The sequence below is a fragment of the Acinetobacter sp. FDAARGOS_558 genome, assembly GCF_003937785.1.
In the GTDB taxonomy this organism is placed as follows: Bacteria; Pseudomonadota; Gammaproteobacteria; order Pseudomonadales; family Moraxellaceae; genus Acinetobacter; species Acinetobacter baumannii.
Map to the genome: position 1 here is coordinate 604,969 of NZ_RKJH01000001.1, position 20,544 is coordinate 625,512.

At 36.9% G+C, this 20,544-nt stretch carries 23 protein-coding genes and 1 other RNA gene; 7 read left to right on the top strand and 17 right to left on the bottom strand.

All coding sequences use genetic code 11. The features are described from left to right. Position 1: 1 nt before the first annotated feature. Complete coding sequence (gene kynU / locus EGT34_RS02905) at positions 2-1,252, bottom strand: kynureninase (RefSeq protein ID WP_000631150.1); 1,251 nt, start codon at positions 1,250-1,252, stop codon at positions 2-4. 146 nt (positions 1,253-1,398) lie between these two features. Between kynU and gigD the strand changes: the two genes are divergently transcribed. Both gigD and EGT34_RS02915 read left to right on the top strand, forming a co-directional pair. Then, a complete protein-coding gene (gene gigD, locus EGT34_RS02910; protein WP_001046785.1) occupies positions 1,399-1,848 on the top strand; it encodes an Lrp/AsnC family transcriptional regulator GigD in 450 nt (149 codons plus the stop codon). Between the two features lie 45 nt (positions 1,849-1,893). Further along, positions 1,894-2,430, top strand: coding sequence for a GNAT family N-acetyltransferase (locus EGT34_RS02915; RefSeq protein ID WP_000573225.1), 537 nt, complete (start codon positions 1,894-1,896; stop codon positions 2,428-2,430). A gap of 51 nt (positions 2,431-2,481) precedes the next feature. Here EGT34_RS02915 and EGT34_RS02920 read toward each other — a convergent pair whose 3' ends face one another. From EGT34_RS02920 to EGT34_RS02930, 3 genes are all read right to left on the bottom strand, one after another. Further along, positions 2,482-2,775 carry a hypothetical protein gene (locus EGT34_RS02920; protein WP_000689659.1) on the bottom strand — a complete coding sequence of 98 codons (294 nt, stop codon included), beginning with the start codon at positions 2,773-2,775 and terminating at the stop codon, positions 2,482-2,484. A 114-nt stretch (positions 2,776-2,889) separates the two neighbouring features. Continuing rightward, positions 2,890-3,126, bottom strand: a complete 237-nt coding sequence (locus tag EGT34_RS02925; RefSeq protein WP_000525037.1) for a hypothetical protein — start codon at positions 3,124-3,126, stop codon at positions 2,890-2,892. A gap of 98 nt (positions 3,127-3,224) precedes the next feature. Next, the gene (locus EGT34_RS02930) at positions 3,225-3,584 is read right to left on the bottom strand and encodes a YcgJ family protein (protein WP_000798363.1); all 360 of its coding nucleotides are present in this window, start codon (positions 3,582-3,584) and stop codon (positions 3,225-3,227) included. Between the two features lie 171 nt (positions 3,585-3,755). On the opposite strand from EGT34_RS02930, the gene EGT34_RS02935 reads away from it, so the two are divergent. The 4 genes from EGT34_RS02935 to EGT34_RS02950 all read left to right on the top strand — a co-directional run bounded on the left by EGT34_RS02935 (position 3,756) and on the right by EGT34_RS02950 (position 6,597). Continuing rightward, positions 3,756-4,442 carry an HAD-IA family hydrolase gene (locus EGT34_RS02935; protein ID WP_001045482.1) on the top strand — a complete coding sequence of 229 codons (687 nt, stop codon included), beginning with the start codon at positions 3,756-3,758 and terminating at the stop codon, positions 4,440-4,442. Continuing rightward, the gene (locus EGT34_RS02940) at positions 4,426-4,866 is read left to right on the top strand and encodes an RNA-binding S4 domain-containing protein (protein WP_000040959.1); all 441 of its coding nucleotides are present in this window, start codon (positions 4,426-4,428) and stop codon (positions 4,864-4,866) included. The genes EGT34_RS02935 and EGT34_RS02940 overlap by 17 nt, the downstream gene beginning before the upstream one ends. 145 nt (positions 4,867-5,011) lie before the next feature. Next, complete coding sequence (gene recA, locus EGT34_RS02945; RefSeq protein WP_000344169.1) at positions 5,012-6,061, top strand: recombinase RecA; 1,050 nt, start codon at positions 5,012-5,014, stop codon at positions 6,059-6,061. 53 nt (positions 6,062-6,114) lie between these two features. Beyond that, positions 6,115-6,597: a regulatory protein RecX gene (locus EGT34_RS02950; protein WP_000476756.1), complete on the top strand. Its 483-nt coding sequence runs from the start codon at positions 6,115-6,117 to the stop codon at positions 6,595-6,597. Between the two features lie 14 nt (positions 6,598-6,611). Here EGT34_RS02950 and ffs read toward each other — a convergent pair. Continuing rightward, positions 6,612-6,708: signal recognition particle sRNA small type (gene ffs / locus EGT34_RS02955), an RNA gene on the bottom strand. Positions 6,709-7,024: 316 nt separating this feature from the next. Between ffs and EGT34_RS02960 the strand changes: the two genes are divergently transcribed. After that, positions 7,025-7,909 carry a YbgF trimerization domain-containing protein gene (locus EGT34_RS02960; RefSeq protein ID WP_001178068.1) on the top strand — a complete coding sequence of 295 codons (885 nt, stop codon included), beginning with the start codon at positions 7,025-7,027 and terminating at the stop codon, positions 7,907-7,909. A gap of 55 nt (positions 7,910-7,964) precedes the next feature. Here the strand turns inward: EGT34_RS02960 and lpxA are convergent, their stop codons facing one another. The 12 genes from lpxA to rimO all read right to left on the bottom strand — a co-directional run bounded on the left by lpxA (position 7,965) and on the right by rimO (position 20,324). Further along, positions 7,965-8,753 carry an acyl-ACP--UDP-N-acetylglucosamine O-acyltransferase gene (gene lpxA, locus EGT34_RS02965; RefSeq protein ID WP_000064875.1) on the bottom strand — a complete coding sequence of 263 codons (789 nt, stop codon included), beginning with the start codon at positions 8,751-8,753 and terminating at the stop codon, positions 7,965-7,967. Next, the gene (gene fabZ, locus EGT34_RS02970) at positions 8,750-9,235 is read right to left on the bottom strand and encodes a 3-hydroxyacyl-ACP dehydratase FabZ (RefSeq protein WP_000140523.1); all 486 of its coding nucleotides are present in this window, start codon (positions 9,233-9,235) and stop codon (positions 8,750-8,752) included. Before fabZ ends, lpxA begins: the two co-directional genes overlap by 4 nt. A gap of 6 nt (positions 9,236-9,241) precedes the next feature. Then, positions 9,242-10,312, bottom strand: coding sequence for a UDP-3-O-(3-hydroxymyristoyl)glucosamine N-acyltransferase (gene lpxD / locus EGT34_RS02975; RefSeq protein ID WP_000647296.1), 1,071 nt, complete (start codon positions 10,310-10,312; stop codon positions 9,242-9,244). Positions 10,313-10,316: 4 nt separating this feature from the next. Further along, entirely contained in the window at positions 10,317-10,820 is a 504-nt protein-coding gene (locus EGT34_RS02980; protein ID WP_001037943.1) for an OmpH family outer membrane protein, read from the bottom strand. Positions 10,821-10,861: 41 nt separating this feature from the next. After that, entirely contained in the window at positions 10,862-13,387 is a 2,526-nt protein-coding gene (bamA, locus tag EGT34_RS02985; protein WP_002016574.1) for an outer membrane protein assembly factor BamA, read from the bottom strand. Between the two features lie 37 nt (positions 13,388-13,424). Beyond that, complete coding sequence (gene rseP, locus EGT34_RS02990; protein ID WP_000992587.1) at positions 13,425-14,780, bottom strand: RIP metalloprotease RseP; 1,356 nt, start codon at positions 14,778-14,780, stop codon at positions 13,425-13,427. A 1-nt stretch (position 14,781) separates the two neighbouring features. Next, the gene (gene ispC, locus EGT34_RS02995; RefSeq protein ID WP_000194636.1) at positions 14,782-15,978 is read right to left on the bottom strand and encodes a 1-deoxy-D-xylulose-5-phosphate reductoisomerase; all 1,197 of its coding nucleotides are present in this window, start codon (positions 15,976-15,978) and stop codon (positions 14,782-14,784) included. Continuing rightward, entirely contained in the window at positions 15,979-16,803 is an 825-nt protein-coding gene (locus EGT34_RS03000) for a phosphatidate cytidylyltransferase (RefSeq protein ID WP_000893489.1), read from the bottom strand. Then, a complete protein-coding gene (uppS, locus tag EGT34_RS03005; protein ID WP_000132224.1) occupies positions 16,803-17,555 on the bottom strand; it encodes a polyprenyl diphosphate synthase in 753 nt (250 codons plus the stop codon). Before uppS ends, EGT34_RS03000 begins: the two co-directional genes overlap by 1 nt. A 5-nt stretch (positions 17,556-17,560) precedes the next feature. Further along, a complete protein-coding gene (gene frr / locus EGT34_RS03010; protein ID WP_000606428.1) occupies positions 17,561-18,115 on the bottom strand; it encodes a ribosome recycling factor in 555 nt (184 codons plus the stop codon). Between the two features lie 85 nt (positions 18,116-18,200). After that, a complete protein-coding gene (pyrH, locus tag EGT34_RS03015; protein WP_000852257.1) occupies positions 18,201-18,929 on the bottom strand; it encodes a UMP kinase in 729 nt (242 codons plus the stop codon). A 51-nt stretch (positions 18,930-18,980) separates the two neighbouring features. Then, positions 18,981-20,324 carry a 30S ribosomal protein S12 methylthiotransferase RimO gene (gene rimO / locus EGT34_RS03020; RefSeq protein ID WP_000856678.1) on the bottom strand — a complete coding sequence of 448 codons (1,344 nt, stop codon included), beginning with the start codon at positions 20,322-20,324 and terminating at the stop codon, positions 18,981-18,983. Between the last annotated feature and the right edge of the window lie 220 nt (positions 20,325-20,544).

Consider the following 20,544-nt stretch of genomic DNA (forward strand, 5'->3'; position numbering starts at 1 on the left):
ATCAGGTCACTTCACCGCGAACTAAATACTCTTTGTTTTTCCATTCACTATTCAGCATGGTTGCTTTTAAGTGCTGTACTGCATTCCAAATATCTTCAAAGCCCAGATACAAAGGTGTAATACCAAATCTCAAGACTGCAGGTTCCCGATAATCACCAATCACACCACGTGCTATAAGCGCCTGAATAATTTCATAACCGAATTCATGACGATAACTAACATGACTACCACGATGCTTATGATCTAAAGGCGTAATTAACTCAAATCCGAATTCAGAACATTCTTGATGTACCAATTGAATAAATAAATCAGTTAATTTCAAAGATTTCTCACGGATTTTTTGCATATCAGCATGCAGGAAAATATCCACTCCGCATTCAATCAGACTCATAGAAATAACCGGCTGAGTTCCACATAAATATCGGCGGATACTATTCGCTGGCTCATAATGCTGTGCCATATCAAAAGGTTTTTTATGACTCCACCAACCAGATAAAGGCTGCCAGAACTGATCACGGTGCTTTTCATTGACCCAGAGCAATGCAGGAGAACCAGGACCACCATTTAAATATTTATAGGTACAACCAATCGCAAAATCACTATCAGTTTGATTAAGGTGCATAGGAACCGCACCAACTGAGTGACATAAATCCCAAATCACCAAAGCATCTTTAGAATGAATTTGTTCATTAATAGATGCCATATCATAAAAATAACCAGTGCGGTAATTCACATGGGAAAGTACCACTACAGCAACATCTTTCTCTAAAGCACGAGATAAGTCTTCTACGCCATCAATTAATTCAACCTGATAGCCCTTTTGAATTAAGTCAATGAAACCTTCAATAATGTAAATATCTGTTGGAAAAGCATCTTTTTCTGCCACAATAATTTTGTGTTCAGGGAATTTATCAGCCTGAATTTTTACCGCTGCAGATAAAACTTTAAATAAGTTCAGTGTAGTTGAATCTGAAATAACAACTTCACCTTGTTCCGCACCAATCAGTTTAGCGACTTTGTCACCCAGCCGTGTTGGTAGCCCCCACCAGTCTGCCTTATTCCAGCTATTGATCAGATCTTCTCCCCATTCTTGGGAAATAATATGCTGAGCGACAGCCAAAGATTTCTTTGGTCTAGCACCTAAAGAGTTACCATCTAAATAAATGACGCCTTCTGGCAATGCAAATTCATCTTTAAATTTTTTGAGTTCATCTTCCTGATCCCAATACAAACACTGTTCAAGAGTAATCATTTGATATTGCACCTATTTCTACATTTCCTTTGTATTTGAATTTTATCACGTCAATTTGTACAATTTATTCGATAATATTTGATCAAAAATAGCTATTTTCGTATAAAATTCTAATTAAAATTAAAAAATATGGATGAAATTCGAAAATGAATTTAGATGCGATCGATCTAAAAATTTTGAAGTATTTACAAGACAATGCCCGTTTAAGTAACCAAGAACTTGCTGATCTTGTTAATCTTTCAGCATCTGCTTGTCACAGACGCGTTAAAATTTTAGAAACCAACGGAATCATTGAAAAATATCAAGCAAAAGTTAATTATGAAAAATTAGGTATAAAAATTGAGGCAATAGTTGAAATAAAACTTGCTCAACTCACCGAAAATGACCACAACTTTTTTTTAAGCCAAATCAAGAATTTTGATGAAGTCATCAATGCCTATATCATTACAGGTGAATCTAATTATGTACTGCACGTTGCCACTAAAGATCTAAACTCTTTTTCTCATTTTGTTATTAATACACTCAATAAAATTAAAGGTGTGGTAAGCATTAACTCAAAAATTATCTTACAGAAAATTATACAAAAGCCGCTGTAGAATATTTAGCTAAAATTAAAAAACTCTCGTTAAAGAATTTTTACTATGATCGAAACTGAACGTTTAATCTTAAGACAATGGAAAGAGTCTGATTCAGAGCCATTTATCAAAATGGGTTTAGACGAAGATGTTATGCGTTTTTTCCCAAAGCTTTTATCTGCTACTGAAAGTATAAGTTTAATTCAAAGAATATCAGCTCTTATTGATGAAAATGGTTGGGGATTTTGGGCGGTAGAATTAAAAGAAACTCAAGAATTTATAGGCTTTATTGGCTTACACAACCAACCAGAACAATTTGATTTTTCTCCCTGCATTGAAATTGGATGGAGAATTGCTACAGAACACTGGAAAAAAGGTTATGCCACTGAAGGAGCAAAAGCAGCATTGGACTATGCCTTTAATATTCTCAATAAAGATAAAGTGGTTTCTTTCACAGCAACAGTGAATAAGCCATCTCAAGCCGTGATGGAAAGACTAGGAATGCGCAAAGTTAAATACTTTAATCATCCCAAGCTTCCAGATGAACATGCCTTACAAAAGCATGTTCTTTATGAAATATATCATCCTAAGCTTGAGTTATAATTCAGTTAAATAGTGATATAAATAAAATATTTCAATGAGTTAAAATGGTTACTACTCATCAAAGTCATAACCTACAGAGGTGGAGTGCTCCCAATACTCATTAATCTTATCCGCAATATCTTCTTTGTCCATGGTAGTTAAAACGTAGAAAAGTTTTGCCTCTTTATTTTTTCTCAAAATTAATAAATTGTAATAGTCATATTCAGGGCCATTTAGCCCTAATGATGGCTGTTCTTCACAATGCTTCTCAGCCTTGTAATGCCATTCAAGTTTATAAGTATCAATACCATTGGCAGCATTGATCACAATGCCATCATTGGCTCCTCCAATAAATCCAATTTTCATCGCCTACTCTAAATTGTTATTCAAATGATTTTTAATATAACTTTAAATAAGTAGAGTTCAATTTATAAAATGTTTGCCAATACGTATCCTATGTAAATCAAAATAACGAGATGATTATTTCATTGTCCGTAAATACTCATAAGCTTCTTTTTCGTTGCTCTCAAGATGAACTTTTGCTTCCGTTTCATCATTTAATGTTTCGTTTATTATTTTGCTCCCTTCATAAGAAATTTGATGACCAATCTGGAAATCTGCTCCTAATGCATCAATCACAATAAACTGTCCAGCCATGTTTGAAGCAATAAAAAAACTGTTGTTACGATAACCATATCTAATTGTATATAATCCCACTTTTATTCCAACTTTTAATAATATTTAAATAATGATAATTTCATATAAAGTATAGAAACGCAAAAAAGTATCAAAAAACTAATTTAAAACTCATCTAACTACCTATTTGTAAAAATTTTATCAGTCATTTTTTTATCTACTCTACTTCTATGGCCATTTTCAAAAAATTTATTCACATGGCACAATTTAGTAGTGGTATCACAAAATACACCATTAGAAAAAGTAAAAGCAGATGTATCAAAGTCACCTTGTGAAAAAGCTTGTTTTGCTTTTTTTGCACCTAAATATTGATTAGTTAAGGATTTGGAAACTCCCTTTTTATCTGCACAAATATATTTATCACAGACTACACCTCTTTTAGGTGAAAAAACTGCAGTTGTATTTTGTGCCAATGTATTTGCACTAAATGTAAAACAAATAGAACCGATAAAAACAACAAAGAAATTAGAATTTTTCATTTTTTAATTCACTCGTTATCATTAATTATTGAAATAATATATCAAAAGTAAAATATCTTTAGAACTTTAAAATGATGAGATAACAACAAATCAATCTGTTTTTGAGACTTTAATGTTTATAATCTTAAGCTAATTTCTTCCATGTATATTTAAAGCTGGAGCGTTCGCAACATGAATAAGGTAGTGCTGTTTGACATGGATGGAACTTTACTAGATTTAGCTTTTGATGACTTTATCTGGAACGAATGCTTACCTAAAAGACATTCTGAAACACATCATCTATCTTTAACTGAGAGTCAAGAAATATTAAACCAGTTTTATCGCAGCCATAAACATACCCTTGCTTGGTACTCATCAAACTTCTGGACACAAACAACTGGTGTGGATGTTTTAAAGCTCCAGCAAGAATTTCAGCATAAAATTAAAGCGAGGTCAGGATGCATGGAGCTGCTCAGCGCTTTAAAAGCACAAGATTATCAATGTTGGCTAGTCACCAATGCTGACTGTGCAAGCCTAAAATTAAAGCTTGATAACGTTCCTATCCAAGATTTTTTTGAAGTCATCGTATCTAGCGAACAAATTGGTTACGCAAAAGAAAACATCCGATTCTGGCAAGAGTTGCAACGCTTGCATTATTTTGCGCCAGAAAGCACTATTTTTTTAGATGACACTCTTCCTGTTTTAAAAACTGCAGAAAAATTTGGTATAAGACACTTGTTTACTATCTTACAGCCCTCAAGTCTTAAGAGTATAAGACAGCCACAAGATTTAGAGTATAAAGCTCTAGGTCAGCTTACAGAGCTACTGTCTATTTTGAATCAAATTGATAGAAAGGATAATGATGTCAAAATTGCGTGAAGACGATGCTGTAGAAACCATGCGTGTCGACAAATGGTTGTGGGCAGCACGTTTTTTTAAAACCCGTTCTATTGCTAAAGCTGCAATTGAAGGGGGTAAAGTACATCACAATAATGAACGTGTAAAAGTTTCTAAAGAAATTCGTGTCGGTATGGAGCTCGTTGTTCAACAAGGTTTCGATAAAAAAACAGTTGTTGTTAAAGCGCTCTCCAATACCCGAGGACCGGCCCCTGTTGCACAACAACTTTATGAAGAAACAGAAGTAAGTATTGCAAGACGGGAGTTGATTGCTTCCCAACGAAAATTGCATAATCTAGCACGACCTGACCATAGACCAAGCAAGAAAGATCGGCGACAAATCAATCGGTTTAAACAGGATAATGATCAACATTATGAAGATCACTGGTCTTATAATGATGAATAAAAACGTCGAGTTGTGTCGCACTCACATATACAATATATAGAAGCTAGAGAAAAAATCTGTCACTATTAGCCCTGTGAAACAAGTTGAGATTCAATGCATCCACTTGGGTTAAACGTGATGAACATAGAGTATTGAGGTTTTTGAGATGGATGAGAATAAAAGCAAAGCATTACAAGCCGCTTTGAGCCAAATTGAGAAGCAATTTGGTAAAAATACGGTTATGCGTCTTGGTGATAACACTGTTCAAGCAGTTGAAGCCGTATCTACAGGTTCTTTAACTTTAGACATCGCATTGGGGATTGGTGGTTTACCAAAAGGCCGTATTATCGAAATTTATGGTCCTGAATCTTCTGGTAAAACCACAATGACATTGCAAGCAATTGCTCAATGTCAAAAATCTGGTGGTACATGTGCCTTCATTGATGCTGAGCACGCCCTAGACCCTCAATATGCACGCAAACTTGGTGTAGATATTGATAACCTACTTGTTTCACAACCCGACAATGGTGAGCAAGCACTTGAAATTGCTGACATGCTTGTCCGTTCAGGCGCAATTGATTTAATCGTTGTGGACTCGGTAGCTGCACTTACACCTAAAGCAGAAATCGAAGGTGAGATGGGCGACTCTCATATGGGTCTACAAGCGCGTCTTATGAGCCAGGCACTTCGTAAAATTACGGGTAATGCTAAACGTTCAAACTGTATGGTTATCTTCATTAACCAGATTCGTATGAAAATTGGTGTTATGTTTGGTAGCCCAGAAACTACCACTGGTGGTAACGCTCTTAAATTCTACGCTTCAGTTCGTTTAGATATTCGTCGTATCGGTCAAGTAAAAGAAGGCGATGAAATTGTTGGTTCAGAAACTAAAGTTAAAGTCGTTAAGAACAAAATGGCTCCTCCGTTTAAAGAAGCTATTTTCCAAATTCTATACGGTAAAGGTACTAACCAACTAGGTGAACTTGTAGATTTAGCTGTACAACAGGATATCGTACAGAAAGCTGGTGCATGGTATTCATATCAAGGCAATAAAATTGGCCAAGGTAAAAACAATGTAATTCGCTATTTTGAAGAAAATACTCAAATAGCTGAAGAAATTGAACGTAATATCCGTGAACAATTGCTGACTACAGGCACAAATGGTGCAGTTCAAATTGAAGATGAAGAAGAGCCAGATCTTTTATTAGAATCGTAATTATATTTGAGTCATAAAACGCCCTTCGGGGCGTTTTTTATAAGGAATTTTAAATGTTCAAAAGAAACGATGAGCAATCTCAGCAGCGCCCTCCTCTTACTGGCCAACGTTTACGCTCATATGCTTTTGCTTTACTCACTCGCCGAGATTACTCTAAAGCAGAGCTTATCGAGAAATTAGCTCGTTATGCACAAAATATAGAAGAAGTAAAACAACTGGTTGAGGAGTTATCTGAACAAAATTACCAGAGTGATCAACGTGTTGCTGAGCAAATGCTAGCAAGCCAAATTCGTAAAGGTAAAGGACCGAAACGAATTCAACAAGCTTTAAAAACTAAACAAATTGAAAATGATTTAATTGCAGATGAAATTCAAGAAATTGATTGGGTAGAACAGGCTTATCAACTTAAAGTTAAAAAATTTGGAGAAGCTGTAGAGAAAGATCCAAAACTTAAAGCAAAACAGATCAGATTCTTACAATATAGAGGATTTGATTTAGATGTAATTTTAAAAGCAATCCAAAGAAAATTGGATTAAAAGAATGGTGGCAACCCCACTAGCAAAACTTCGGCACATCATAGATCTGCTACCGTTGCTACCTTCCGGTCCTGGCGGGGTTCACAGAGTACAATTGCGAAGCCACCAGCGGGGCTACCATTGCAAAACAAAGTATAGAGATTTTTAAAAGAGTTGCAACCCTTCTCTGCCTTTTTCGGCAAGTTTTTGTTTCGATTGATTAATTCCTCAGCAAAAATAGCTTTAAACCCCAAAAATGTAATTTCTTGAGCTTATGCTCTTTTCTTATTTTGCATAAAATATGCTTGAAGATTGTAAACTATCCTTGCATTTAAACAGTTAACTGCTTTAATTGCATTGATCAATGAAAAACCTTAGATATTTAGAGAATTGTTTTTTATATTCCTGTGTCAAGGTGGCTTTTATATAAAATTATGGATTTATACACATGCAAATGAAGAAGCATTCTTTATTATTTATTGCCTTAATGAGCACCACTTCTCTATACGCAAATATTCCTATCGAGTCTCGTGGTTTAAGTCAAAATGATGGTAGTGCATCTAATACTTCTTCAAGCAATATTTCAGTTCCTACAAATTTAAACTGGGAACTCATGCAAAAAAACCAACAATTAGAAAATGATATTCGTACATTAAGAGGTCAGCTTGAAGAACAAGCTAATGATATTGAGCAATTAAAGAAAGATCTAGCAAACCGATATACCGACTTAGATCAACGTTTAGAATTATTACACCAAAAAGTTGACCCTGACAGTGCTACACAAGATGATAGTTCGAATGCAACGTCCGATAACACTACTCCTGCTAGTGCACCAGCCCCTCAAACCACAGAGAGTAATAAAGTAGCTGCCGTACCAGCCACACAAACTTCTGAGCAGCAGCCTAGCGCACCAACAACCACTACTCAACCAGCACCAGCTGCTGCGCAAAACCAGTCAAATTCCCTCGAATTAGAAAAAGCTGCTTATACTGTAGCTTTAGATGCGTATAAACAAGGCGGTGCTAAAAAAGCAATTGCTCCAATGCAAAACTTTATAAAAAACCATCCTAATAGTATCTATACAGGTAATGCTTATTTTTGGTTAGCCGAGTTTCATTTAGCCACAGATCCAGTAAATTATAATGAAGCAAAGAAAAACTATAATGTCGTAGCTAACCAATACCCAAATTCAAGTAAGGCACCTCGAGCATTGTACCAACTTTATAGTATCGCTAAAGATGTTGATAAGAATACTGTGTCAGCAAATCAATACAAGAACAAGTTACTTAGCCAATATCCAAAATCTGAAGAAGCAAAATTCTTTAACAAATAATTTAGTTATAAAAAAAGACACTGTTAAAACAGTGTCTTTTTTTATGTCTTCTTAATTAGCGCACAATTCCACGCTCTGATTGTTCAAGAGAATCAATCAAGAGTTGAGCTTCTGGAACTGAAGGTAAAATTTCACTTTTAATTTGGTCAATAGCTTGAACAGAAGTTAATCCAGATTTAAATATCAATTTATAAGCTTCTCTTAAGCCTTGAATTGTATTTTTAGACCAACCTTTTCTTCGCATACCTTCAATATTTATACCAAACGCATGTGCAGGGTTACCAGAAGCCATCACATAGGCTGGAACATCTTTAAGGATCAAAGAAGCCCCACCAATCATGCTATAAGAATCGATCTTACAGAATTGATGAATTCCAGAATTACCACCCACAATAACGTGATCACCAATATGTACATGTCCAGCGACACCTACATTATTAGCAAAGATATTATGGTCACCTACGATACAATCATGTGCAATATGTGTATTTACCATTAATAGGTTATGACTACCTATCTTGGTTAATGCATTATCTTGCACCGTACCTCTATGTAAGCTGCAATGTTCGCGAATTAGATTATTGTTACCAATTTCAAGCCACGTTTCTTCACCTTTATATTTGAGGTCTTGGCAAACTTCGCCAACACTTGCAAATTGAAAGATTTCGTTATTTTGGCCAATTCTGGTAAAACCACCTACAACCACATGAGAATGTAATTTAGTACCAGCACCAATAGTCACTTGAGGACCAATAATACAATAAGGTCCTATTTGAACATCTGAAGCAATCACTGCAGATGGATCAATAATGGCGGTAGAATGGATTAAATCGTGATTGCTCATGCCTGCTCTGTTTTTTGGTGTGAAATCATAATCTCAGCGGTTGCTGCTACAATGCCGTCAACGCTAGCTGTACAATTGTATTTGTAGATACCGCGCTTCTGCATTACCAACTCAGATTTTAATACAAGTTGATCACCTGCAACTACTTGTTTTTTAAATCTAACTCTTTCTGCACCAGCAAACAGGAATAATGAACCTGGTTTTGGCGTTTCATTGTTCATAATAAAACCAAGAACGCCTGAAACTTGAGCTAATGCTTCAACAATGAGAACACCAGGCATAATTGGATATTCTGGGAAATGCCCTTGTAGGAACTCTTCATTGATAGAAACATTTTTATAACCAACAATACTATTGTCAGTAACTTCAGTCACACGATCAACCAATAAGAATGGGTAACGATGCGGCAAATATTGACGAATCGTTTGAATCTGCATTGGTAATTCAGGGATGGCAAATTTAGGTGTAGTAGACTCGGTCATAATATTCTATTTACGCAAATTAAAAGTTGATTCAAGAGACTCTATTTGAGCTTGTATATGATCAAGTCGTTTAGTGATTTGGGTCAATGGCACATCTGCTAATTGTCGCAAGCGTACAATCGTCTTTTTCCAATGATTATTTTCAAATAATCCGGTTCCCGAAGAGTAAGTTCCAGCTTCAGAAATATTTTTTGTGACCATTGACATTCCAGTCAAAGTCACATTATCAGCAATTGAAAGGTGTCCTGCCACTCCACACGCCCCAGCTAGAATACAGTTTTTGCCAATTTTTGTACTTCCAGCAATACCGCACTTCGCTGCAATAGCAGTATTTGAACCAATATGGACGTTATGTGCAATTTGCACAAGGTTATCAATAATAACCCCATCTTCCAAAATTGTATTATCAAGTGCGCCTCTATCAATACTACAATTTGATCCAATTCGGACATCATTTCCAATTAAAACTGAACCTAATTGAGCAATACGATGCCACTTTCCTTGATATGGAGCAAAACCAAAACCTTCTCCACCAATGACAGTACTTGAATGAATACGGACGCGATCTCGTAATTTAGAACCACCTGTAATAGTGACATGAGAATCAATAAAACAGTCTTTTCCAACTTCTACATTATCATCAAGTTTGGTATGTGACTGAATGACGGTATTATCGCCAACTACACAATTCTCACCAATAACCACATAGTGACCAATATAAGCAGTTTCGGAAATAACAGCAGATGGATGAATTTGGGCAGTGCTTTCTATGCCTGTTGAGCTAATCTTTTTATCAAATACATGGGTAAGGATTGCAAACGCAAGATAGGGATTATCAACAATAATAAAATTATCTTTTTCAGGAAGATGCTCTTTTAAAGCTGCAGTAACAATGTAAGCACCCGCACGGCTTACTTTAGCTTGATCAAGATGTTTCTCACCATTCACAAAAGTAAGATGGTTAACCTCTGCATTTTCCAAACTCGCCAAGTTTGAAAATTGAAGACTACCTTCACCAATTAGCTCACCTTTAACAAGGTGAGCTAATTCATCTAAACGATATTGTTGCGCTTTCATTAATTTATTTCATTGAATTAACCTTTTGTATCATTTTATCAGTTAAATCATACTTAGCGTCATAGGCAACAGTCGAATTTTTATTCAAAATAAAGTCAAGATTATTTTCTTTTCGTAATTGCTCAGCAGCTTGCTTAACTCTAGTCTCAAAAGTTGTATTCATACTTTGTAAGCTCGTTTGAACTCTTGACTGTAAGCCTTGCTGTGTTGAATTAAACTCATTTAATTTCGATTGATACTGAGATTGTAATTTTTTAATCTCATCTTCTTTCATTTTTTGGCCTTGAGTCTGTGCTTGACGTTGAAGCCCTTCTAACTCTTTACCTAATTGCTCAAGCTTAGTTGTAGTTGGTTTCACAGACTGGTTTAAGCTTGCATTTTGCTGTTTCAAATAAGTACTACTTTCAACAACTTTAGCAAGATCAATTACCCCATAACCAGCTGCATTAGCTGCTACTGAAGCTACTGTCAGGCCTAACCCTAACATTAATTTATTTAATTTATTCATGTAAATCTCTTTCCTTATTTCGTTATGCAAAAAGATCGTACTTAGAAAGTACGACCAATTTCAAACTGGATTTCTTTAGTTTCATCACCCGGTTTATCATTTAACGGGAATGCATAGCTAAGTGACAATGGACCAATCATGGTAATCCAGGTTACACCAACACCCACACTATAACGTAAGTTACCTAAATCAAATCCATAATTATCTTCACAATATTTTCTAACATCCGTAATGGTCTGGCCATTAATCTTCATACCTTTGTTGCCATAAACAGAGTTATCAATATTACATTTAGTATCAAAAACCTGACCGCCTTCAGCAAAAAGAACAGGACGTACTTGTCGAGTCCAGTCACCTTTAAATGGCATTGGTAAAACTAACTCTGTACCAAATTGGACCAGAGCATTGCCACCTACTTCTTCAGGAGAACTATCATTTTGCTTAGTTTCTTGTAGATTTACACTTGGATATTTAGGTCCTAGGGTACTGTTGTCATAGCCTCGAACAGAACCGTAACCGCCTGCATAGAAGTTTTTATAGAATGGCAAATCATTACCATAACCTAACTTACCATAACCACGTAGCACAAAGCCGGTACTGCCGATAGGGAAAAATGCTTGAGTATCATAAGTTACTTTTTGATAATCAACATCACTACCTGGTAAACCAATTTCAAGACCTACACGATGAGACATACCTGACGTTGGGAAAATTGGTCTGTTTAAAGTGTTATAAGACCAACCCAAGTTCAAGTTATAAGTAAAGAATTCCCCTTCAAAAGCATTATCATATGTTTCTTCGGGGACCTTACATTCCCCCTTCTCGGTATCATATTGAGAATTACCATTTGCATCTGTTGGGCAATATGTACCTTTACTAGTTGCCTTACCGCCATTTGCCAATAAATAATCACGTACATATGTAGAAACATAAGGACCTGTGGTTACTTTAGTGTTATCAACGCCCACCGAAGCACTTAAACTTTGATTTTCGTCAATTGGATAACCAAAACTTAAACTACCACCAAAACTATCCGTTACATAGTTATTAACGTTATAGTCATCATTCAGCTTCGTTTTACGATAATAGACATTATAACCGCGGCTTACTCCATCAATTGTAAAGTAAGGGTCAGTAACACTTAAGTTGTAATAGTCTTGAGTTTCAGAACGAGATAAGTCAATTGCAACTCGGTTACCTGTACCCATAAAGTTAGTTTGACTAAGTCCTGCTTGGAACGTAATACCACCACTTTGCGAATAACCGACCGCTAATGTAGTAGTACCTGAATGTTGTTCTTCAACATTTACGTTTAAGTCAACTTGGTCTGGAGAGTTTGGAATACGAGCAGGTTTAATATCAACTGTTTTAAAGAAACCTGTACGCTCTAAACGAACTTTAGATAAGTCAATTTTTTCATTGCTCGCTAATGCACCTTCCATCTGACGCATTTCACGACGTAATACTTCATCAGAAGTTTTACTATTACCAGTAAAATTAATACGGCGTACGGTAACTTGCTGACCTGGGTTCACGTAATAATTTAAGTCAACAACTCCAGTTTCATTATTAATCTGCGGCACAATATTTACATCTGCAAAGTAATAACCTGCATTACCATACTTACGTAAGAGTAATTGCTTAACCGCATTTACCTTTTCTTGTGAATAGGTATCACCATCTTTATAAATTTTTAATGCTTGTAATTCTTCAGGTTTATAAAGTGCATCACCTAAGAATTTAGTTTGACCAAATTTAAACTGGCTACCTTCATCAACAGCAACCTCAATAAAGATATGCTTTTTATCTTCACTAATATTGAGTTGGGAATTATTAATATTAAAATTAATATAGCCTTTGTTAAGGTACATGGCACGTAAAGCTTCAAGGCTTGCAGCCATTTTTTCACGTGCATAACGGTCATTACGTGTGACTACAGAAGCCCAACCACTTTCTTTAACTGCAAATGCTTGTTTAATTTCACTGTCTTTAAAAACAGTATTACCAATTACATTAATATCAAAGACTTTTGCCGGCGTTCCTTCATTAAAATTAATTTTTAATTCAACGCGGTTATTTGGACGAGCAACTGTATCAACTGTAACATCAGCATCGTAACGGCCTTGTTGAGTATATTGTTGCTCTAATTCTGTCTCAATGGTTTGCAAAGCAGATTTCTTAAAAACCTCACCCTCAGCAATACCCATTTTTTTAAGGCCTTGTTCTAAAGCCTCTTTAGGAATAAGTTTATTACCCTTAAATTCAAGCTTTGAAATAATTGGGCGCTCAATAACATTAAAAACCAAAGTATCATTTTCTTTTGATGCTTTAATATCATCAAAAAGTCCAGTGGCATACAATGTTCGAATTGCTTCGGCGATCATCGGTTCATTAACGCGATCGCCACTGTTGATTGGCAACATGGTATAAACATTTGCAGGGGTAAGACGGACCAACCCGTTTACACGAATATCTCTAACAACGAAATCATCAGCTGCATATGCTTGTTGTACCGCTGCCATAGCGCTAACAAGTGCCAAAGGCATTAAAAAATGTGTGTGCCGCATGCCAGTTTTTTCCAGTAAGTTATAAATCCATATACGTTTACAAACGCATAAAGTCATTAAATAAAGCTAAAAGCATCATACTACCGAGCAGTACCATACCAATTTTTAGACCAAACATTTGTATTTGTTCAGAAACAGGCTTCCCACGAATAGATTCAATAATGTAATACACTAGATGACCACCATCTAACATTGGAATTGGTAATAAGTTTAAAATTCCAAGACTTACACTCATTAAAGCCATAAAAGAGATAAAGGTTTCCCAACCCATTTCTGCACTTTGGCCAGCTACTTTTGCAATGGTAATTGGCCCAGAAAGATTTTCTAATCCAATTAGTCCCTTAACCATTTTTACTATTGAGTTCAAAATCATGCTAGAGATTTGGCCAGTTTTATCAAGTGCCATTTCAAAAGCTTGTATTGGAGTATATTGAATTGTTTGCTTATATTCGTCAGGAATTGTAATTTTTCCAGCATCACTTTTTACACCAAGTACTCCATTTACCTGCCCCATGCTATCACGCTTACCTTGTGGCATAACTTGTAAATGTACTAGTTGTTCATGACGTAAGACATCAATCTTAAGTAACTTTTCTGGGGAACGCTGGACAACTTCTACCACGTCGAACCAATCTTTCATAGGCTGGCCATCAATCGCAACAATACGATCGCCCACTTTCATCCCTTGACGAATCGCCGCACCATCTTCCGTTAACTCTGTTACAACAGCAGGAATCACAGGTCGATAAGGTAAGAAACCTAATACGTCCAGTGCAGATTCATTTTGATTTTTTAAAAAATCTTTAATTGGTAATACAAAATTTTTTTCGGAACCAGCACGGTCCACATCAATATTTACAGTACCTGTTTCCCCAACTCGATCAATCAAAGCAAAGTTTAGCTTTTCCCATGTTGTTGTCTCTTTCCCATCAACAGCAATAATTTTGTCACCTACATGTAACTGGGCTGCTGCAGCTGGAGAGTTTGGAATAATTTTGCCAATTTTAGTATTTAATTGTTCTTGGGCTGGTAAAAACAAAATCCAAAAGAGGAGTACGGCAAAAATCAAGTTAATTAATGGTCCAGCAGCAACAATCGCTATACGTTTCCACGGTTTTTGCCGGTTAAAAGCATATGGTAGATCTTGTTCTGCCACATTACCTTCTCGCTCGTCCAACATTTTGACATAGCCGCCTAAAGGTAAGGCAGAAAGCTGATATTTAATACCAGACTTCTTAGACGTCCATTTCAGTAAAGTTGGTCCAAACCCAATTGAGTAAACTAAAACTTTAACACCAAGTTTTCGCGCAACCCAGTAATGGCCAAACTCATGGATTGCAATTAGAGGCCCAAGTAAAAGAGCTGCCGCTGCAATCATAAACAGTGCATTCATTTCAGCCTCCAATACTTGATATATATTGCTGAGCTACAGATCGGGCCACTTTATCTTTATCTAAAATGCACTCGATGCTTTCAGCCGCTGCATTCTCTAATTTTTCCAAAGTATGCTCTACCACTTGCGGAATACTTGTAAATCCAATCCTTTCCATTAAGAATGCTTCAACTGCAATTTCATTAGCTGCATTCAAAATGGTTGGTGCCAAACCTCCCGCACGCATTGCTTGTCTAGCCAAATTTAATGCAGGAAATTTTTGGGTATCCGGTGCCTGAAAATTAAGTTGAGAATACTCAAATAAATCTAAAGCAGGAACTTTAGTTTGTAAACGCTCAGGCCATGCCAATGCATGTGCAATCGGAGTACACATATCCGGGTTACCCATTTGTGCTAATGTTGAGCCATCAACATACTGCACCATAGAGTGAATGATACTTTGTGGATGAACAACAACTGTAACAAAATGTTCAGATATTGAAAATAAATGACAAGCCTCAATTAACTCTAACCCTTTATTCATAAGAGTAGCCGAGTCAACCGAAATTTTTTGTCCCATTGACCAGTTTGGATGTTTACATGCTTGTTGCGGTGTTACATGAACCAATTGTTCTAGGGAATGATTTAAAAAAGGACCACCAGATGCTGTAAGCAATATTTTAGATACACCTAGCTGTGGTTGCCCTGTTCTATCTGCTTGTAAATAATTATGAGGCAATGATTGGAAAATTGCATTATGTTCCGAATCAACTGGCAATAACAATGCCTGATGATCACGAGCAGCTTGCATCATGATTTCACCAGACATAACTAATGCTTCTTTGTTGGCAAGTAGTACTCTTTTACCTGCCTTAACAGCCGCTAAAGTTGGCAACAGCCCAGCTGCCCCTACAATTGCAGCCATAACAATATCCACATCTGTATGAGATGCGATATCGACTAAACCCTCTTGCCCAGCTAAAACATCAATAGCCGATATATTTTGCTGAGCAAATAGTGTTTTTAGTTCAGCTATTTTCTGTTCAGGAACAACAACAACTTTAGGTCGAAACTGTTTGCAGATTTCAACAAGTTCAGAAATTCGACTATGCGCCGAAACTGCAAAGACTGAATACTTATCTGGATGTTGACCTAAAATTTTTAAGGTACTTTGTCCAATAGAACCGGTTACACCCAATATGCAAACAGATTGTGTCATCTATAAATCTACACCAATAAGCTTTAATATATACATTCCCGTTGCAAAAATCGGGGCTGCTGCGAGTAAAGAATCAATACGGTCCAATACACCACCATGACCTGGCAAAACACGGCCAGAGTCTTTAATACCAGCACGGCGTTTGATCATTGATTCAAATAAATCACCTAATACTGAACCGAACACTGTAATTAAAGACAAAATCAAGAATAGAAGTTGTTGAACCCAAGTTAGGTTTAAATATTGATATTGCACCACAAGCATTACAATAATTGTAGTGAGAATACCGCCATATAAACCTTCTACTGATTTATTAGGACTTACTGTAGGCGCCAATTTTCTTTTACCGAATTTACGGCCTACAAAGTAAGCTCCACTATCTGCACCCCACACAAGCAAGAACAAATACATCAACCACCATGGTGAGCTTTGCCATACTACAAAGATTGCAGTCACTGCTGCACAGATAAGAATCAAACCAATGACATATAGGGTCGCGTTATACCACCCATCGAATTCAGGAAAAGACTTAACCCAATAAACACTAACGAGCCAAGTTAAAATTGAAGCAGACCATAACAGTAAAGCAATGTCATGAAAGAATAAGGCAACACCAGAAACAAAGGCAACAAGTAGACCATAACCCCAAGCTTTAGGTTTTACTACTGCACCAACTTCCCGAGGCATTAACTTATACCATTCATACCCCGCAACTCCTGCTGCTACAATCATAAGTACCAACATTGGATAATGTGATTGCGTAGCAAACATACAGCCCAAAACAACTGCAACAAGTACCAATGCGGTAACAATCCGCTCTAACATTATAATTTCTCGATTTTCTCTTGCTGAATTTGTTCAGATGTTTTACCGAAACGACGTTCACGCCCTGAAAAGACATTCAATGCATGGTCGAATTCTTCCACTGTAAATTCCGGCCACAAAGTATCCGTAAAATACAGCTCCGCATAAGCTGCTTGCCATAACAAGAAGTTAGATATACGGAAATCTCCACCTGTACGGATCAACAAGTCCACAGCTGGCAGATCGTTTAGACTGACATATTTTTCGAACAAATCAACATTTATTTGATCAGCGTCAATTTCGCCACGGGAAACTGCTTGAGCAACCTGCTTAGCTGCATTTGCAATATCCCACATACCACCATAGCTTACTGCAATAGTTAATGTCATGGCGTAATGATGTGCTGTTTGTTGCTCTGCATCTTCCATTAAGGCAACTAAATGTGAAGGTAATCGGGAACGATCCCCTATAAAGCGCAAAGCAATATTGAATTTCTTCATGCGAGGTATTTGCTCATGAATCGTTTCTTCAAGAAGTTTCATAAGCAGATCGACTTCATATTGTGGTCGATTCCAATTTTCACTCGAAAATGCAAAAACAGTTAAAGCACGAACGCCAGTTTTAACACAATGTTCAACAATAGGGTCAAGAACATTTTTACCTTCTCTGTGCCCATCGCCTTTTTGCATTTGATTTTTCTTTGCAAAGCGATTGTTGCCATCCATGATGATGGCAACATGCTGAGGAAGATGATACTCTTCTGAATCGGTCATAAAAATTAGACCTTCATCAATTCTGCTTCTTTCGCTGCTAGACGCTTGTCTACTTCTGCAACATATTTATCAGTGATTTTTTGGATATCATCGCCTGCACGACGCTCATCATCTTCAGAAATTTCTTTCTCTTTTAACAATGCCTTAATATCACCTAATACATCACGACGAATATTACGGATAGCAACTTTCGCATTTTCAGCTTCACTACGAGCGATTTTCTGCATATCACGACGTGTTTCTTCAGTTAAAGCTGGTAAAGGTACACGGATTGAATCAGCAGTAATAGGATTTAAACCTAAATCACTTTCACGAATTGCTTTATCAATTGCAGCAACCATCGTACGCTCAAATGGTTGAACGATAAGCGTACGAGAATCTTCAACACCAACGTTCGCTACTTGGTTTAAAGGCACATCAGAACCATAGTAAGGAACCATTACCCCATTTAAAATTGATGGGTGTGCACGGCCGGTACGAACTTTAGCAAACCCTTGTTCCAAAGACTCAAGAGTTTTTAACATACGCTGTTCGCTGTCTTTTTTCAGATCGTTAATCATATGATCTTCCTTACTTATTTATTCAAGGATGTATATAACAAATTTAATTTAGCGCTAGTATAAAGAGCTTTACGGCACACGTACATTATTTAGTAACGCGTGTACCCTCTTTTTCACCCATTACCACTGATAAAAGCGCACCAGATTTATTCATATCAAATACTTGCAATGGAACATTATGGTCACGGCATAAGCAAATTGCCGTTAAATCCATAACACCCAGTTTTTCATCTAACACTTGGTCAAATGTTAAATGGTCATATTTCACTGCATCTTCGTATTTGCTTGGATCTTTATTATAAACACCGTCTACTTTGGTCGCTTTCAAAATTAAATTTGCTTCAATTTCAATACCACGTAAACATGCTGCTGTATCAGTTGTAAAGAATGGATTTCCTGTTCCTGCTACGAAAACGCACACTTCGCCTTGGCTTAAATGACGAATCGCATCACGACTTGAGTAAGACTCTACAACAGTACCGATTGGTAGCGCTGACATAAGACGAGTTCTGATATTACGGCGCACCAATGCATCACGCATTGCCAAACCATTCATAACAGTTGCAAGCATCCCCATCTGATCACCTGTTACACGGCCAACCAAACCGTCTTTTTGTAACTGGCTACCACGATATAAGTTACCGCCACCCACAACGATACCTACTTGCACACCCAAGCCAACCAAATGTGCAATAGAAAGTGACATCTGATCTAAAACTTGAGCATCAATACCCATATCTTTATTACCTGATAAAGCTTCACCAGATAATTTTAATAAAATTCGTGAATAACGGGGGCTGATTGTTTCCGCCATGATTTTGCTCCAAGACCTCTTAAACTGAATGCTTTTTGAATCGCGATTCGATTAGACCGATTTAATTTTAATTAACTTTGCAAATAAGTCGTATTCATCCGCATCGGTAATTTCGACTTCCAACATATCGCCTGGTTGAATAGTGCTCTTATCGATATCTTCTACAAAGACATTACCGTCAATTTCCGGAGCATCGGCATAAGAACGTGCAACAGCAACAGGATATTCATCTTCCAAACTATCGACCAATACAGTCATCGTTTGACCAATACGTTTTTGTAATTTGGCAGCAGAGATTTGTTGCTGCACTTGCATAAAGCGCTCGTAACGCTCTTGCTTAATTTCTTCTGGCACATGATCTGGTAAATCATTTGCCGTAGCGCCTTCTACTGGTGAATAGGTAAAGCAGCCTACACGATCAAGTTGAGCTTCAACCAACCAATCGAGCAAAATCTGGAAGTCTTCTTCAGTTTCGCCTGGAAAGCCAACCACGAAAGTAGAACGAATCACAAGATCCGGGCATTTTTCGCGCCATAATTTAATTTTTTCTAATGTATTCTCACTATGCGCCGGACGTTTCATTAATTTAAGAACGCGTGGGCTTGCATGCTGGAATGGAATATCGAGGTATGGCAAGATTTTACCTTGAGCCATTAAATCGATTACTGCATCAACATGTGGATATGGATATACATAATGTAAGCGAACCCAAATTCCAAGCTGACCAAGTGCTTCACACATGTCAAAGAATTTGGTTTTTACGGGCTGTCCATTCCAGAAATCGAGCTTATATTTGGTGTCTACGCCATAAGCTGAGGTATCTTGGGAAATGACCAAGATTTCTTTTACACCTGCACGTTTTAACGCAGCAGCTTCTTCTAATACGCTTCCAACCGGACGTGATACTAAATCACCGCGCATGCTCGGGATAATACAGAAGGTACAACGGTGGTTACAGCCTTCAGATATTTTTAAATAAGCATAATGTTTCGGTGTTAAACGGATACCTTGCTCAGGAACAAGGTCAATAAACGGATTATGTTTAGGCGGTGCTGGGACATATTCATGTACAGCTTCCATAACGTCTTGATAAGCTGCTGCACCAGTAACTTTTAGAACATTAGGGTGCATTTGACGAATTTTATCTTCGTCTTTACCTAAACAGCCTGTCACAATAACTCGGCCATTTTCACTCATGGCTTCGCCAATTGCATCTAAAGATTCTTGTACTGCAGATTCAATAAAACCACAGGTATTAACAACAACTAAATCAGCACCATCATAATCTGATGCAACTTGATAACCTTCAGTCTTTAACTGAGTTAAAATTCGTTCAGAATCTACCAATGCCTTAGGACAACCTAAAGAAACAAAACCGACTTTGGGGGTCTTCATGAATCTGCGCTCCACTTGAATGCGCGTATTGTATGTCTTTTCTCGTCTCAAGCATAGGTGGAAACCCCACTCTTTGTGTAATGCACCAAAATACAACCAATATTTGCACCAAAACTCAATATTGCACCAAGTTGGATCATGATATTATTGGTGCATACATCTATATTTTTGACCAAAAGATATTAAGAACGATTTTAGAGCGCTTTAACTACGCTTAAAA